Source organism: Kitasatospora sp. CM 4170 (assembly GCF_032110285.1).
GTDB lineage: Bacteria > Actinomycetota > Actinomycetes > Streptomycetales > Streptomycetaceae > Kitasatospora > Kitasatospora aburaviensis.
The window spans coordinates 5,067,922-5,083,850 of sequence record NZ_CP134877.1; the positions used below are offsets into that span (position 1 = coordinate 5,067,922).

Sequence of the window (15,929 nt, forward strand, 5' to 3'; positions counted from 1 at the left end):
GCGCGGGTAGGGTCTGCCTCCATGGTCCCCGTCCGACTCGCCGGCCCCCGTCTCGCCCTCCGCGAGTTCCACCACACCCCCGGCGACGTCGACGCGCTGCACGCCGTCTTCGGCGATCCGGAGGCCACCCGCTACCTCCCGTTCGAGCCGCGTGACCTGGTGGACTGCGCCGACCAGATCGAGCAGTACCTGGAGGAGGCCCTGCGGGACCAGCGGACCGTCTACCGACTGGCCGTCACCCGGCGCGCGGACGCCGACGACCCGGCCGACGCCACGCCGATCGGCAACGCCGCCCTCACCCTCGGCGACCACCACTCCGCCGACCTCGGCTACGCGCTGCGCCGGGACACCTGGGGCAACGGCTACGCCGGCGAGATCACCGCCCTGCTCTGCGACTTCGCCTTCGGCCCGCTCGGCCTGCACCGGCTGGCCGCCCGGGTCGACCCGGCCAACCTGGCCTCCGCCAGGGTGCTCACCCGGGCCGGCTTCCAGCTGGAGGGCCGGATCCGGCACGACGTCAGGCTGCGCGGCACCTGGCACGACTCCCTGCAGTACTCGCTGCTCGCCGACGAGTGGCCGCGGCCCGGCGGGCGGGGACCGACGGGGGGTTAACCCCACCCCCGGTTCGCCGGGGAGCCGGATGTCCGCCGCGTCCGGGCCCTGGGAGGGTGGAGCCATCCCCCGAACGCCCGCAGCAGAGAACCGAGGACCGAGGCCGGCCATGAGCAGCCAGAGCATCCAGCGCACCGGGTACGACCTCCCCGTCGAGGGCGCCCGCCTTACCGAGGAGCCGCCGTACGCCTGGCGCGCGCCCTTCTCCTCCTACTTCTACCGCGAGCTCGGCTTCAGCCTCACCGGCCTCCCGGTGGCCGTCGCGGGCTTCTCGTTCGCCATCACGCTGTTCAGCCTCGGCCTCGGCACCCTGGTCACCGTCCTGGGCCTGCCGGTCCTGGCCGCGCTGACCGCCGGCTCCCGCAGCTTCGGCCGGCTGGAGCGGGCCCGGACCCGCAGCATGCTGGCGCTCGACGTGCCCGGCCCGGAGCCGGTGAAGGCCGTCCGCCCCGGCAGCTGGGGCCTGATCACCGCGCGGATGGCGGACGCGGCCGGCTGGAAGGCCGTGCTCTACCAGGTGCTGATGTTCCCGTGGGCGATCGTCAGCTTCACCGTGTCGCTGACGTTCCTGCTGGTCGGCTGGGTGATGGCGGCGTACCCGCTGTACCACTGGGTCTACCCGACGTACGTCGGCTGGCCGGGATTGCAGCTGTTCGACTTCTACGACGGCGACCACACCCGGCACGTCTACTACATCGAGTCGCCGCTGCAGATCGCCGGTGTCTCGCTGCTCGGGCTGCTCATCGTCTTCCTCACCCCGCAGCTGGTCCGCGGGCTGACCAACGTCAACCGGCTCGCCGTCCGGGGACTGCTCGGCCGCTGAGCCGGCTCCGGGCCCGAACGGGCGGGGCGGTCGAGGCCCCGCCCCCGCGCCCGCGCCCGCGCCCGCGCCCGCGCCCGCGCCCGCGCCCGCGCCCCGCGCCTGCGGATGCGGGCGGGGCCGGCCCGTGTTCGGATGCCCGCATGGCCGCCCCCGCAGCCCCTCCCGCTCCTGCAGCCCTTTCCGCCCTCGCAGAATCCGCCGCCCCCGCAGCCCCTCCCGCCCCGGACCTCGCCGGTGTCCTGGTCACCTCCCGCCCGCTGGACGAGTACTGCGGCCTCTTCGGCCTGAGCCGCGCCGCGCTCGCCGCCGTGCCCGGGCCGGTGCTCGACTGCCCCGCCGGCGCGGCCGGCCTGGCCGCCGAGGCGCGCGCCCTGGGCTGCCACGTGATCGCCACCGATCCGGCCTACGCCCTGCCGGTCCCCGAGGTGGCGGCCCGCGCGCTGGCCGCCCGCACCGCGATGGCCGCCGCGATGGCGGCCCGCCCGGCGCTCTACCCGCTGCCGCAGCACCGCCCGTACGACCGCTACCTGCGCAGCTGGGACCGGGCCCGGCGGCTCTTCACCGCCGACACCGAGCACCACCCGGAGCAGTACGTGGCCGCCGCGCTGCCCCGGCTCCCGTTCGCCGACGGGACCTTCGCGCTGACGCTCAGCGGGTACCTGGTCTTCGCCTACCCCGAGCTGTTCGACCCCGACCGCCAGGTGGCCGCCCTGGCCGAACTGGTCCGGGTCACCCGCCCGGACGGCGAGGTCCGGGTCCACCCGCTGCACGACGCCTCCGGGCGGCGCTGCCCGCACCTGGCCGGGGTGCGGCACGCCCTCGGCGAGCGCCGGATCGCCAGCGAGGTCGAGGTGTTCGCCCGGGCGGAGGACGGCCGGTCCCGGCGCGTCCTCGTCCTGCGGGCCGCCGACCACCGCCGCCGGGCCGGCGGCTCCGGGTAGGACCTACGGCCGAGGCGCCTGCGACGGCTCCGCCTGAGCCTGTGACGGCTCCGGCCCTGCCTGAGCCTGCGCCGGCGCCTCCCCGGCCGGGCCGGCCTGCTGCGGGAGGCTGATCTGCTGCTGCGGCGGCAGGGCGGGCGCCTCCAGGCGGGAGAGGATCTTCTCCGCCAGCCAGCTCCGGTCCGAGCCGTACGGGATGCCGTCCGCCGCCACCAGCTGCCCGGCCAGCGCGTCGCGCAACCGCTGCGCCTCGGCGGCCGGCAGGACGTTGAGCAGCCCGCGGGCCGCCAGCAGCGCGTTGTACTGCTCGAAGCCGGAGCGCGGGTGCTCGATCGCGTCCAGTACGCCGGGCAGGTCGGCCAGCGCCGGATCGCCCTGCATCAGGGCCAGCGCCTGGAGCCGGCGGCCCTCATCGCCGTCCGCGAACAGCTCGCGCACCTGGTCCGCGGTGAGCGCCGAGCGCCGGGCCGCCGAGCGGACCTCCGCCATCACGGTCGCCGGCCCGGGCACCGCGCCCGCCGACGGACGGCGGGCCGGCTCCTCGGCCCGGTCCGCGGCGCCGCCCAGCAGGCCCAGCTGCTGCATCGCCCGCACCCGCAGGTCGTCCGCGCCCACCTTGTCGCCCCGGCGGTCGCGGTCCTGGCCCGCCAGGAAGAGGTCCAGCGCCTCGTCCGCGTCGGAGAGCACCTGGGGCAGGGCCAGCCGGGTCACCAGCCAGCCGGCCAGGAAGCCGAGGACCAGGAAGTAGAGCACCAGCGCCGCCGCGAACGGGACGGCGCCCTCGGCCCCGCCCAGCGCGGGCGCCAGCGCGGACCCGAGCTGGTGCATCCGCTCGCCGAGCGAGCCGAGCTGCGTGAGCCCGACGCCCAGCAGCACCTTGGTCAGCCAGTCCGACACCTGCTCCAGATTGGTGTTCGGCGCGTACGAGCCGTGCGCCTCCCCGCCCGGACCGCTTCCACCGCGCACCCGGGGCACCCCGAACAGGAAGCCCAGCGCCCCGCCGAGCACCGTCGACGCCCCGGCCACCACCAGCCCGCCGCCCAGCGCCTGCCAGGCGTGCTCCCTGCCGAGCGAGAACAACAGCAGCCCGAGCACACCGACCCCGGGCAGCACCGCGGCCGCCACCCGCTGCGCCGCGTGCACCGCCGCAGCCGCGCTCCCCGCCCGCCGGACCTTCCCCGCCATCGCGTACCCCCTGTACCCGTCCCGCTCCGGATCCGCGCCGACTCTAGTCGGCGGGCCGGTGCCCGGATGCCCGCCGCCCGGCCGCGGCCGGGCCCGCCGCAGCTCGGATGCCCGGTACGGGGCGCCGGAAACGGCCGGCCCCCGGAAACCGCGGGGCACCGGGAAATCGCCGGCCCCCGGAAACCGCGGGGCACCGGGGAACCGTTAACCATCGGGCCCGGGAATGCAGACGGCCCGTGGGCTGCTCCTCCGCGCCGGGCCCTGCGAGGGGCCGGGCGCCGAGGCACCGGGGATGTACCGGTGAGCCCACGGGCCGGGTGACTGCTTGGAATTTCGCCTGCCGGAGGCCTGGGCCTCACCCTGCGCAGGCAGGGGCGCTCTAGCGAGCAGCCACCTCACGCATCCTGATGGAACTCAATTCAGGATCACCTCCTTTCAGTGTGCCGCCACCATAGGCAGCCCACCCGGAGGAGGGCAACGGATTATTCGCGGCCGCTGCCCGGGGCTCGGATCAGGCGCCCTGGAGCTCCTTGAACTTCTTGAAGTCGATCACGCTGTCGGCCGGCGGGGCCTGGACGGTGAGCGGCTTGTCGAAGTCGCCGAAGTTGAGCTGGCCGCTCTCCTTGCCGCCGGCCTTCTCGATCCGCACCGGGTAGGGCTTGCCCTCGACCAGGACGTGGATGGTCGACTCCTCGCCCTTGGTGTCCTTCGCCTTGAGGCTGAAGGTCTTCGCGCCGTTGATGGTGCCGGCCGAGCCCTTGGTGAAGGTGCTCTTCTCGTCGTCGTCCTCGACGAGCTGCTTGCTCAGCACGGTGAGGTTGCAGACCGAGGAGAGGCTCTTGAAGTCGTCGTCGCTCTCGAAGCCGGTGAGGTAGCGGCCCTTGAAGAGCTCGGCGGCCTTGGCGCCGTTCGGGCCGCCGACGGCGGTCCACATGTCCTTGTCCGGCTTCAGGAACGACTGCTTGCCGTCGCTGATGATCTCGAACTTGCCGGTGCCGGGCATGCTCATGGTGCCGGTGCACTGGCCCTTGGTGTCGAGCGCCAGGTCCATGGTCATCTTGCCGTCGGCGTCGTTCATCTCGCCGCTGATCTTCACCGAGGAGGCGGTGGCCAGGGCGTCCTTCGCCTGCTTCTGGATCTCGTCGGCGCTCAGCTTGTCGGTGTCCAGCTTCGGCACCGCGGCCGCGGCCGAGGCCTTGTTGTCCTTGGAGTCGCCGCACGCGGCCGTGCCCGCCGCCAGCAGCAGGCAGATCGCGGCGGTACTGACAAGGCGCTTCGACAGCATCAGGGCTTCCTTACTCGACGCGAGCGGTCGCGTCCGAACGGGTGACAGGTGGGCCCTCAGTATGCTTGACGGTTCCTTTACCGGATCTTTCGGTCCGGGTCCCGTTACCAGTTCCTGACGCAATCGTGCCGTCGCCGCCGCCCCTCCGGGAACGGCGAAAGGCCCGGAGGACGGATCCTCCGGGCCTTTCGGCTACTGAGTAGCGGGGACAGGATTTGAACCTGCGACCTCTGGGTTATGAGCCCAGCGAGCTACCGAGCTGCTCCACCCCGCGTCGGTGAACACAACAATACGGGGAAGTCGCGCGGATGGGAAATCGGTTCCCCGGAGGCCCCCTGCGGCCGGTCCCGGGCGAGTGGTTTCAGACGGCCGGGGCCGGGGCGCGCGGACGGCGCGCGGAGTGCCGGGCGGTCCGGGCCCGGGCCCAGGCGGCGAAGCCGACCAGCGCGGCGAAGCAGGGCACCATCAGCACCGCGTAGACGACCAGGAAGCCGTGGGTGCCGAGGTCGGCCGCGGCGTTCCAGGTGCCGTGCAGGGCCATCGACAGCACCAGCCCGGTCGGCGCGGCCAGCCGGGCCAGCCAGCGCCGGCCCGTGGTCAGGGTGACGGCCAGGCCCAGCCCGGTCAGCGCGGTGAACAGCGGGTGGGCGAAGGGGGAGAGCAGGCCGCGCAGGACGAAGGTCTGCACGGTGCTGTCGAAGTCGCGCAGGCTCGGGGTCGCCCCGAGGCCGATGCTGTCCAGCCGTTGCTGCTCGTCGTCGCTGAAGGCCCGGCCCAGGTAGAGCGCGTTCTCGGTGAAGGCGAAGCCGCAGGCGGTGACCCCGCCGAGGACGACGCCGGCGGCCAGGGTGCGGGGGCGGGCCCGGGCCCGCGGGCGGTCGTGGGTCAGCGGGTACGGGCGCAGGTAGGGCAGCGGCCGCAGGTAGGGGCGCAGCCGGCCGCGGGCGTTGGGCCCGGCGGCCCGGCGGGCGTACGGGCGGGGGCGGCCGGCGCCGGGCAGCGGGCGCAGCACGCTCGCGCAGGGGCGGTCGGTGGTGCGGTGGCCGCGGCACGGCAGCTGCCGGCCGATCGGGACCAGCAGGAGGAGCAGCGCCGCCCCCTTGGCGCTCTCCTCGATCACCGGGGTGACCAGGTCGGCGCCGAGCGCCTCGCCCAGGCTGCCCTGGTGGGCGGTCAGGTAGTCGGCGGTCCAGCCGTTGGCGAGGATCGCGACCGTGGTGGCCGCGAAGGCGCCCCAGCCGAGGCAGAACACCGTGTGCCACAGCGGCACCCGGGCGGTCTGGTTGAGCCAGGCGAGGCCGCCGAGCACGAAGGGCAGCGGGACGGTCGCCAGGCCGAGGCCGACCAGCAGCCCGGTGGTGCCGGTCTGGCGGTGCACCAGGTGCATGATCAGCACGCCGCAGCCGGCCAGGGCCAGGGCGGCGCCCGCGGTGACGGAGGAGATGGCCAGCGAGCGGCCGGCGCGCGGGCGCCGGGGGCCGGCCCCGGCGGCCGGGCCCGGTGGCGCGGCGGGCGGTGCGCTCGGGGCCGCGTCGGCCGGCGGGGTGCGCGGTGCGCCGCCCGACGGGTCGTCGGGCGGGCTGCTCGGCTGCGGAACGGCGGGCGGTGCGGGCGGCTGCCCGGGGCGTGGCGCGGGCCGCGGTGCGAGGGCGGCCGGCCAGGGCACGAACCGGTGCGCCCGGCGCCCCCGGGGCCCCGGGATGGTCCGGGTGCCGGCGGTGCGCGTGGGCATCACTCGGTCGTCGGCGGCGCGGGCGGTGGCCCGGTTCCCGCCACCGGACGGGCTGCTCACCCGGCACAGGGTAGGCCAAGGCACCGGCCCGTCGGGAGGACTCGGGACGAATCTCCCCGGCCGGATCGGCCGGATCGGGGCCGGTCGGCCGGTGCGGGGCCGCCGGGTCGAACACCCGGCGGCGGCTCAGCGGCGGCGGAACAGCAGGTCGTGGACCACGTGGCCCTTGGCGATCCCGGCCCGTTCGAACTTGGTGACCGGCCGCCAGTCCGGCCGCGGCGCGTAGCCGGGGATGCTGCCGTCCGGGTGGTCGGCGGGCTCCAGCCAGCCGGTGCCGTCGCCCTCCGGGTGCAGGTTCTCCAGCTCGGGCGAGGCGGAGAGCACCTCCAGCATCTGCTCCGCGTACGGCTCCCAGTCGGTGGCGCAGTGCACCAGGGCGCCCGGGGCGAGCCGGGGCAGCACGAGGTCCAGGAAGGTCGCCTGGACCAGGCGGCGCTTGTGGTGCTTGGGCTTGGGCCACGGGTCGGCGAAGTAGACCCGCAGGCCGGCCAGCGAGGCGTCGGGCAGCATGTCGCGGAGCAGGATGACGGCGTCGCCGGCGGCCAGCCGGACGTTCTCCGAGCCGTCGCGCTCCAGCATGCCGAGCAGGTTGCCGTGGCCGGGGGTGTGGACGTCGGCGGCCAGGATGCCCGTCGCCGGGTCGGCGGCGGCCATCGCGGCGGTGGTCTCGCCCATGCCGAAGCCGATCTCCAGGGTGACCGGCCGGTCGCCGAAGAAGTCGCGCAGGTCGAGCGGGGTGCCGTCGATCGCGATGCCGTACTTCTCCCAGCCCCGGTCCAGCGCGCCCGCCTGGGCGTTGGTCATCCGGCCCCGGCGCGGCTGGAAGCTGCGGATGCGCCGCTCGCTGTGCTGGGCCTCGGTGGCCTTGTGCGGGTACATCGGCGCGGGGTACGCGGCGGGCGCCGCGGAGAGCCGGGCGGAGGGCGATTGCTGGGGGATCGGGGCGGTGGCAGTCACAATCAACCGAGTCTACGGGGCCGCCCGGCGCGTACCGCAGGCCCGGCGAGGCCCTGTGACGCACGCGACGCGGGCGCGGCGGGAGCACCGGAAGTCGACCGGGCCGACTTCCTGCGCGCCGCCCCGCCGCGTGAGCCCGGGTCACGCACCCCTCTGCTCAGCCGCCGGCCTCCCGGGCGGCGAGCGCCCGGCGGGCCACCTCGCGGCCGATCGGCAGCGAGGCGGTGGCGGCCGGGGAGGGCGCGTTCAGCACGTGCACCAGGCGCCGGGTGGAGCGCGGGTCGGCCGGGTCGAAGCCGGCGAAGGCGAAGTCGTCCAGCAGCGCGCCGTCCCGGGCCACCGCCTGGGCCCGCACCCCGGCGGCGGCCGGGACGAGGTCGGCCGCGGTCACGGCCGGCAGCAGCCGTTGGACGGCGGTGGTGAACGCCCGCTTGGAGAGCGAGCGGTGCAGCTCGCCGATCTCGTACCGCCAGTGCCGGCGGGCGATCTGCCAGGTGCCGGGGAAGGTGATCGTGTCGGCCAGGTCGCGCGGGCGGACGGTGCGCCAGTCGTAGCCCTCGCGGGCCAGCGCGGGCACCGCGTTCGGGCCGACGTGCACGTCGCCGTGGATGCCCCGGGTCAGGTGCACGCCGAGGAAGGGGAAGGCCGGGTCGGGCACCGGGTAGACCAGGCCGCGGACCAGCTCCCGGCGCTCCTTGGTCAGTTCGTAGTACTCGCCGCGGAAGGGCACGATCCGCACGCCGGGGTCGTCGCCGGCCAGCCGGGCGATCCGGTCGCTGTGCAGGCCGGCGCAGTTCACCAGCACCTGGCAGCGCAGCTCCCCGGCGGAGGTCTGGACGGTCACCCCGTCGGCCCGCCGGGCCACGGCCCGCAGCTCGGTGCCGGTGCGCAGCTCGGCGCCGGCCTCCCGGGCCAGCCGGGCGTAGGTGCCGGCGACGGCCGGGAAGTCGCAGATGCCGGTGGTGCCGATGTGCAGCCCGGCGATGCCGGTGACCTCCGGCTCGTGCTCGGCGATGCCCGCCCGGTCCAGCTCGGCGACGGGGATGCCGTTCTCCCGGCCGCGCTCGGCGAGCGCGTGCAGCCGCGGGAGCTCGGCCGGGTCGGTGGCCACGATCAGCTTGCCGGTCACCTCGTACGGGACGTCGTGGGTGCGGCAGAACTCCACCATCTCGGCGGCGCCCGCGACGGCGTACCGGGCCTTGAGCGAGCCCGGCCGGTAGTAGACGCCGCTGTGGATGACCCCGCTGTTGCGCCCGGTCTGGTGGGCGGCGAGGCCGGGCTCCTTCTCCAGCACCGCCAGCCGCAGTCCGGGCCGCTCCCTGGTCAGCGCGTACGCCGTGGAGAGCCCGACGATGCCCCCGCCCACCACCACGACGTCGTAGTCGTACGTCACCGCTCGCTCCCCACGCGTCCGCCCGGTCCTCCCTCCGCGCCCGCCGCCGGGCGGGAGGGTCCCGACCCGCCGATGCTGCCACGGCGCGCGGTGGCGGTCGAGGGGGCCTCCGGACCCGTCCGGAGACCCCCTCGGAGCCCGCTCGGGCGCTCCGCCGTCAGCGCCGTCCGTCCTGCTGCTCCCACGGCCAGCGGGCGTCCCGGCCCGACTCCAGCAGCGGGATCAGCTGGAAGGCCGCGTCGCTCAGGCCGCCGAAGGTGTGCCGGTTCGCCGCGCCGGCGGGCCCGTGGCCGGTCCGGTAGCCGGCGAGGTTCCAGGTGTAGACGGGCACGTCGGCCGGGACGGCGGCCAGCGGGTCGCCGCCCCAGGAACCGGGGCCGGTCTGCTCGTCGGTGACGATGACCACCCGGTCGTGGCCGCGGTAGTGGGCGCGGACGGCCTCGGCGGTGTTGGTGCCGCCGAGGTCGGTGAAGCGCTCCAGCACGCGCAGCACCGGCTCGCCCTTCGCCACCGTGACGACCCGGCTGGTGCTGCCGAACTCGACCAGGTCGGCGTCGGCGGCCCGGATCTTCAGCGCGGTGCCGAAGATCGCGGCCGAGTCGGCCCGGTTGAGCAGGGTCTGGAAGCTCGGGCGGTCGAACATCGAGCCCGAGCGGTCCACCAGGACGAGCGTCCGGCCCGGCAGCGCGGGCACGTTGGCGAGCGAGTGGGAGAGCGCGGTCTCCAGCGCGTGCCCCCAGCGCAGCGACGGCGCGTGCCGGTGCGCGGCGAGGTAGCGGAACGGGAACTGCCGCGAGCGGTGGACCTCGCCCCGGTCGGCGATCCGCCGCGCGACCTCGGCCGCGACCTCGTCCGGGACGCCGGCCTGGTCGAAGTTGCGCAGGTTGCGCACCAGCGCCATCGACCCCATCGAGGGGATGACCGCCGCCCAGACGGCCGCGTCCAGCGGGCCCTGCAGCCAGCCGGCGAGCGCCTCCCAGGTCAGCCCGGCGGCGGCCAGCCGCTCGGCGCCGCCCTCGGCCGTCACGGCCGCCCGACGGTCCTCGACCGGCAGCGCGAGCAGCTCGCGGTTGGCGGTGAGCAGCGCGTCCGAGGCCGGCGGGACGGCCTCCTCCGGCCGGTGCCGGCGGTCCAGCGCGTAGCGGAAGAGCTCGCCCTGCCACGGCTTGGCCGGGTCGGGCGCGGGGTGGGTCAGCTCCAGGACGTCGCCGAAGCGGTAGCCCTTGGACGCCGTGTCGTACTTCAGCAGCGAGCGCCCGTTGTAGAGCCGGCGGACGGCGTCCGCGACGCCGCGCTTGACCGGCTTCGGCAGCGCGCGGCCGTAGCGCGAGGTCCAGTAGGCGAGCAGCTCACCGGGCTCGTCCGGGCGCTGCAGCACCGCGTCGACGGCCTGCCGGGAGAAGCCGGGCGCCCCGGCGTCCAGCCGGGCCCGGGTGAACTCGGCGGCGCCGACCAGCGCGGCCGTGCGCATGTGGGCGCCGGACCGCAGCCAGCGGAGCAGGCCGAGGGTCCACTCCGGGTCGGTGACGGCGAGTCGGCGCACCAGTGCGGTGTAGCGGTCGTCGCGGGCGCCGCCGGTCTCGTAGAAGGTGTCCTGGCCGACGAGGTTGGCGACGGCCAGCAGGAACAGCTCGGACTTCCCGTCCCGGAGGTGGCCGGTGCCGCCGTTGTGGTTGGCCGTGCGCTGCCCGGTGGTGGTCACGGGCGAGCTCGGACTCGGCTTGGCCTTGCGGACGTTGAAACGCGACATGCTGGAATCCCCCTGCTGAGCGAACGGAACGTGCAGGAAGGCATGGCGGAGCAAGGGGTGCCCGAGATCGTGCCGGCCCGGCGGCCGGCATCGGTGGAGGTTGGTGTGCCTAGTGCTCTACCGGATTGAGCTACCGGCCGCACTCGCGTACGGACCGACCGGGACTCGAACCCGGAACCTCGAGAGAAGTAACCCCCGCCTGCGCACCGGGCACCCCCGGCGCTCTGCCTCCCGAGATCAAGGTGGCGGCGGTGCTGTTGTCCGATTCACCGCACCCCGCTGGGGGCACTCCACGAAGTAACCGCTGCCGTCGCACCGGGAGGTGCGGAATTCTATTCAGGAATGGGTGTCCAGAGTTCTGAAGCGGCTGAGGTGACAAGCTGCTCTACCGACTGAGCTACACCGGCTCGAAAGCCGGTGGCGGGACTCGAACCCGCGACCCGCCCATTGACAGTGGAAGTAACCTCTGCCTGCGCACCTGGACGAGAGAGACGATAGCCAGGCCCCTCCCGCCCGTGCACCCGAATATCCGGCCGCCCTCCGCCGACTTCCGGCAGCCGTGCGGAGCCGGGCCCGCTGCGCCGGGGAGAGCCGTGCGGGGCCGGGCCCGCTACGCCGGCGCGACGATCACCGCGCGGGCCCGCTCGGTCAACTCCCGGACCCTGCGCTCGCCCTGGAACGGTTCGAGCCGGCGGAGCATCTCGACCACGTACTCGCGGCTGCGCTGGGAGGAGATCCGCCCGGCCACCTCGACGGCGCGTTCGCCGGCGGCGACGGCCGCGTCCAGGTTCCCGGCCTCGGCCTCGGCCATCGCGGAGACGACCAGCCGGAGCCCGTGCGAGCGGACGAAGCCCTCGGTCGGCCGGGCCAGCGCCTCGCGGGTGAACTGCCGGACCTTGGAGGGGACCCCGAGGTCCCGGAAGCACTCGGCGGCGTCGGCGGCGAGCCGGTCGTAGGCGTAGAAGTCGATCCACGCCGGATCGGGATCCCCGGCGCGCGCCCGTTCGAGTGCGCTCTCCGCCGCGCCGAGCGCCGTCGCGCACGCCGCGGCATTGCGGGCCTTGGCCTGGGCCCGTGCCTCGACCAGGTGGAAGAAGCTCATGGTGCGGGCGGTGGCCAGCCCCCGGTTGCGCTCCAGTGCGGCCTGGGCGAGGTCGACCGCCTCCTCGGCGAAGCCCCGGTAGCCCGCCTGCAGGCTCATCGAGGCCAGGACGTACCCGCCGAGCGGCACGTCGGCGGCGGCGCGGGCCAGCCGGAGCGCCTGGATGTAGTAGCGCTGGGCGGCCTCGTGCTGGCCGGTGTCGAAGGCCATCCACCCGGCCAGCCGGGTCAGTTCGGCGGTGGCGCCGAACAGCGCCCGGCCCACCGCGTCGCTGTACGAGGCCAGCAGCAGCGGCGCCGCCTCCACCCGCAGGCACTCCGGCACCATCGACGAACGCCAGTCCCCGCCGCCGTACTTGGAGTCCCAGCGGCGGGCCTCCTGGGCGGCCTCGCGGAGCTTGGCGGCGTCCGAGTGGCCGACCCGGTAGGAGCCGGCGTCGGCCGGCGTCCGGGCCTCGCGGGCCACCGAGCCGTCCGCCGGGGTGATCAGCCAGCGGGAGACCGGGGTCGCGTACGCCGCGACCGAGAACGTCCCGGCCAGGCTGTCGCTCCAGCGGCCGCCGCCGGAGCCGCGGCGCAGGTCGAGGTCGACCCGCCAGAGGTCGGTGGCCGAGCGGACCGCCTCGGAGACCTCGCGCGGGAAGGCCAGGCCGAGTTCGGGCGCGGGGTCGGTGTCGCCGAGGCCGATCTCCTCCAGCGGCACCGGCCGGCCGAGCTTGCCGCCGATGGCGGTGGCGATCAGGTGCGGGACCGGTCCCTGCGGGACCATACCCTTGCTGACCCAGCGGGCCACCGAGGTCTTGTCGTAGCGCAGCGTCAGCCCGCGCTGGGCGCCGAGGTCGTTGACCCGGCGGGCCAGGCCGGCGTTGCTGATCTGCGCGAGGGTCAGGAGCGTGCCGAGCCGTTCGTTCGGTCCACGTGGGCTGACGGTCATGGTGGCGGCGACACCTCCTGCGGCCTTGTGCGCGGGGCCCGGGCGGCACCGGGCCGTAGCTGCTGTACCTAGAGTAGTCGGACGCGTTCCGAGGGTTAAGAGGCCGCATTCCGGATGGCGGGATCGCGCACCCGGCGCCGGGCCGCCGGCGGTCCGCGGGGCGGCTCGGCGGGTTGGTCCGGACCACTCGGAACCGGCCGGGGTCGGGCCGGGCGGCCGCGCGCCGGAGCGTCGTGCTCCGGTCCCGTGTCGATGTGCGCCCGGCCGTGCCCCCTGGCCCGACCGGCCGGTCGGCGATTCGCTGGTGGTCGTGGGTCGGCCCGCCGTCGAGGACCCGGCGGGCCGGGGATGCCGCCGTCTCAATCCCCGCGGACGGCGGCGGAGTCCGGGAGGGCATGCGGATGCCCTCCCGGGCCGGACGACGCCTTTCGGCCATCTCGCGATGGCCATGTCAAGGCGGCGGTCCCGGGGCGGTCCGGGCCGAGGAGGGGGAGGCCCGGCCCGCCCCGGCCGGGGAGCGCGCGGGGCCGGCCGGGCAGTGCGCCGGGGCCCCGCAGGGCAGCGCGCCGGAGCCCGCAGCGGGCCGCGCCGGGACCGCCGCCGAGCCGCGCCGGACCGCTGCCGAGCCGCGCCGGACCGCCCCGACGCCGACCGCGGGCGGGGCGGGCCGCCGAGCGGAAACGACAACTCCGGTCCCGGGACGGCCGACCGGTGGCACGATGTCTCCTGACGGTGCGCCGGATCACGTGGGCGGCCGCCGCGGTGCGCCATGGGCCGGCCGGGGCTGCCCGGCGACGGACGCGCCGCGCGGCGGCAGGTCCTCGTCCGGTGGAGGCGCGATGCGGTGGCTGACGGGCTGGAGCACGGGCGCGCCCCGGGCGGGCGCACCGGCGCAGGAGACGCCCGGAGCCGTGGCGCCGATCGCCGCCCGCGCCCTCTGGACCGGACCGAACCCGCTCTGGGCCGTGGGCGACTGGCGCCCCGAGGAGATCCGCCTGGCCACCCTGCGCCCCGGTGCCCCCGCCGCCGTCACCACCGGCCCGGCCGCGCCCGACCCGGTCGAGGACACCCCCGCCACCGTCCGGCTCGCCGTCCTCGGCCACTGCGGCGCCTCCGACGCCGAACTGGCCGCAGGCCTCGCCGCCGCCCGCGGCGGCGCCGTCCGCCACCTCACCGCCTGGCCCGGCAGCTACACCGTGGTGCTGCGCACCGGCACCCGCTCCACCGTGCTGCTCACCGACCTGGCCGGCGCCCGGCCGGTCTTCCACACCCCCTGGGCCGGCGGCACCGCGTACGCCACCGCCGCCCTCCCGCTCGCCGACCTGATCGGCGCGCCGATCGACACCGGCCACCTGGCCGCCCGGCTCGCCTGCCCGGAGTCGCCCGAGGCCCTCGGCACCGGCACCCCGTACCTCGGCGTGCAGCAGGTGCCGCCCGGCCACGCGCTGGCGATCCGCGGCGGGCGCCCCTACCTCGCCGCCTACGACGACACCGGCGACGCGCGGCAGCGGCGCGGCGAGGCCCCGGCCGTCCGCGAACTCACCCGCGCGCTGCTGGAGTCGGTCCGCTCCCGGGTCCGCACCCCGGCCCCGGGCCCCGCCGGCGGCGAGCGGGCCCGGCTCGGCGTCGACCTCTCGTACGGCACCGCCTCCGCCACCGTGGCCCTGCTGGCCGCCGCCGTGCCGCTCGCCCCGGCGCCCGGGCCGGCGCGGGCCGTCCGCGACCGGGCCGCGGCCGACGGGGACGCCGCACCCGGCCCCGGCCCGGCCGGGACCGCGGCCAGGAGCGGCGCGGTCAAGGGCTCCTGGGCCCGCGCCGCCGCCCCCGACCGGGCCGGACCGGAGCAGCTGGCCGCCGTCACCCTCGGCGAGACCGAGGCCCCCGCGACGCTCGCCCCCGACATCCCCCGCCTGCGGCACACCGTGCTCGCCCCCGACCCGGCCACCCTCCCGTACGCGGACCTGCGCGCCGACCCGCAGGACGGCCCGCTCACCGACGAGCCCGGCCCCGAACTGGTCGCCGCCGCCCGCGCCGAGGCCCGCTTCGGCGCCGGCGGCACCGACCACCTCACCGGCTACGGCGCCCGCCAGGTCCTCGACGGGCACCCCGCCCGGCTCGCCGACCTGGTCCGGGCCGGCCGCCCGCGCGAACTGCTGCCACCGGTCGCCGCCCTGGCCGGCGCCGACCGGGCGACGGCCGGAGTCCTCGCGGGCGCGCTGCGCACCCCGCTCACCGTCGTCCGCGCCGCCCACCGGCTCTCCCGGATCCGCTACGCCGACGCGCTCGACGACGCAGCCGTGCGCCTGACCCTGCGCCACGGCCCGGACGGCGGCGGCACGGCGGGCGCACGCTCGGCGGACGACCTGGCCTGGTGCGTCCCCGGACCGGCCGCCCGCTGGCTCTCCGACGAGGCGCTCTCCGCGGTCGCGCTGCGGCTGCGGCTGGCCGCGCGCGAACCGGCGCCCGTCGAGCCGCCCGGCGCGCGCCGGGCCCGGTACGCCCTGTACCGGCACGCGCGCGGCTTCCGCACGCTGGTGCACGCCGCCGAACAGCCCGGCCAGCGGCTGCACGCACCGTTCCTGGACAACCAGGTGGTCCGCGCGGCGCGGCTGTTCCCCGACGACGTCCGGCTCCAGCCCGGCGCCCGGCACGCGCTGCTGCGCGCGGTGCTCACCGGCGCCGGCCGCACCGACCTCCCGCCCGACTGGGGCCGCGGCCCGCGCCCCGACCGCACCGCCCCCGCCCGGGCCGGCCTGCGGCTCGCCGCCGACGGTCTCGCCGAGCTGTTCGACGCCCCGCTGCTCGCCGAGGCCGGCCTGATCGACCTGCCCGCCGTCCGGGCCGGGCTCGCCCGCTCCGCGGACCCGGGCGCCCCGCTGCCGCCCGGCACCCTGGCGGGCCTCGCCGAACTGGCCGCCACCGAGCTCTGGCTGCGCCGCGTCCGGGCCCGCCGCCACGGCGCCTGCTGGACCGGCCTGCCGCCGGCTCACCGCCCCGCGCTGGCCCCGGCCCGCTTCGCCTGAGGCTGCGGCGCGGTCCGGGCGCCACCCCGGCCCGGCCCGAGCGCTGCGACGCCCCGGCGCGGCTCGGCCGCCCCGGCGGTTCCGACGGGCAATCATGGCGCCAACCCGTCCGCTCCGCCCGCGTGGAGGCCTT

Annotated in this window: 11 protein-coding genes and 1 tRNA gene; 4 read left to right on the forward strand and 8 right to left on the reverse strand. The window is 76.6% G+C overall.

The genetic code is table 11. The annotated features are described in order from the left end of the window. The first annotated feature begins 21 nt into the window (after positions 1–21). The 3 genes from RMN57_RS21670 (at position 22) to RMN57_RS21680 (ending at position 2,376) form a co-directional block, all read left to right on the forward strand. Positions 22–612, forward strand: a complete 591-nt coding sequence (locus tag RMN57_RS21670) for a GNAT family protein (protein ID WP_313765006.1) — start codon at positions 22–24, stop codon at positions 610–612. Positions 613–721: 109 nt separating this feature from the next. Then, entirely contained in the window at positions 722–1,435 is a 714-nt protein-coding gene (locus tag RMN57_RS21675) for a sensor domain-containing protein (RefSeq protein WP_313765007.1), read from the forward strand. A 140-nt stretch (positions 1,436–1,575) separates the two neighbouring features. Beyond that, positions 1,576–2,376 (forward strand): class I SAM-dependent methyltransferase, encoded by an 801-nt coding sequence (locus RMN57_RS21680; protein ID WP_313765008.1) that lies wholly within the window; start codon positions 1,576–1,578, stop codon positions 2,374–2,376. Between the two features lie 3 nt (positions 2,377–2,379). Here RMN57_RS21680 and RMN57_RS21685 read toward each other — a convergent pair whose 3' ends face one another. The 8 genes from RMN57_RS21685 to RMN57_RS21720 all read right to left on the reverse strand — a co-directional run bounded on the left by RMN57_RS21685 (position 2,380) and on the right by RMN57_RS21720 (position 12,773). After that, positions 2,380–3,561 (reverse strand): hypothetical protein, encoded by a 1,182-nt coding sequence (locus RMN57_RS21685; protein WP_313765009.1) that lies wholly within the window; start codon positions 3,559–3,561, stop codon positions 2,380–2,382. Between the two features lie 511 nt (positions 3,562–4,072). Beyond that, a complete protein-coding gene (locus tag RMN57_RS21690) occupies positions 4,073–4,846 on the reverse strand; it encodes a hypothetical protein (RefSeq protein ID WP_313765010.1) in 774 nt (257 codons plus the stop codon). Between the two features lie 200 nt (positions 4,847–5,046). Beyond that, a tRNA-Met gene (locus RMN57_RS21695) sits at positions 5,047–5,120 on the reverse strand. Positions 5,121–5,207: 87 nt separating this feature from the next. Next, positions 5,208–6,638: a PrsW family intramembrane metalloprotease gene (locus RMN57_RS21700; protein WP_313765011.1), complete on the reverse strand. Its 1,431-nt coding sequence runs from the start codon at positions 6,636–6,638 to the stop codon at positions 5,208–5,210. A 126-nt stretch (positions 6,639–6,764) separates the two neighbouring features. Beyond that, on the reverse strand, positions 6,765–7,595 hold the full coding sequence (trmB, locus tag RMN57_RS21705) for a tRNA (guanosine(46)-N7)-methyltransferase TrmB (protein WP_313765012.1): 831 nt from the start codon (positions 7,593–7,595) through the stop codon (positions 6,765–6,767). Between the two features lie 157 nt (positions 7,596–7,752). Beyond that, the gene (lhgO, locus tag RMN57_RS21710) at positions 7,753–8,988 is read right to left on the reverse strand and encodes an L-2-hydroxyglutarate oxidase (RefSeq protein WP_313765013.1); all 1,236 of its coding nucleotides are present in this window, start codon (positions 8,986–8,988) and stop codon (positions 7,753–7,755) included. A gap of 157 nt (positions 8,989–9,145) precedes the next feature. Then, positions 9,146–10,738, reverse strand: a complete 1,593-nt coding sequence (locus RMN57_RS21715) for a TROVE domain-containing protein (RefSeq protein WP_313765014.1) — start codon at positions 10,736–10,738, stop codon at positions 9,146–9,148. 610 nt (positions 10,739–11,348) lie between these two features. After that, on the reverse strand, positions 11,349–12,773 hold the full coding sequence (locus RMN57_RS21720; protein WP_313765015.1) for an MFS transporter: 1,425 nt from the start codon (positions 12,771–12,773) through the stop codon (positions 11,349–11,351). 839 nt (positions 12,774–13,612) lie between these two features. On the opposite strand from RMN57_RS21720, the gene RMN57_RS21725 reads away from it, so the two are divergent. Next, entirely contained in the window at positions 13,613–15,796 is a 2,184-nt protein-coding gene (locus tag RMN57_RS21725) for an asparagine synthase-related protein (protein WP_313765016.1), read from the forward strand. Positions 15,797–15,929: the final 133 nt, after the last annotated feature.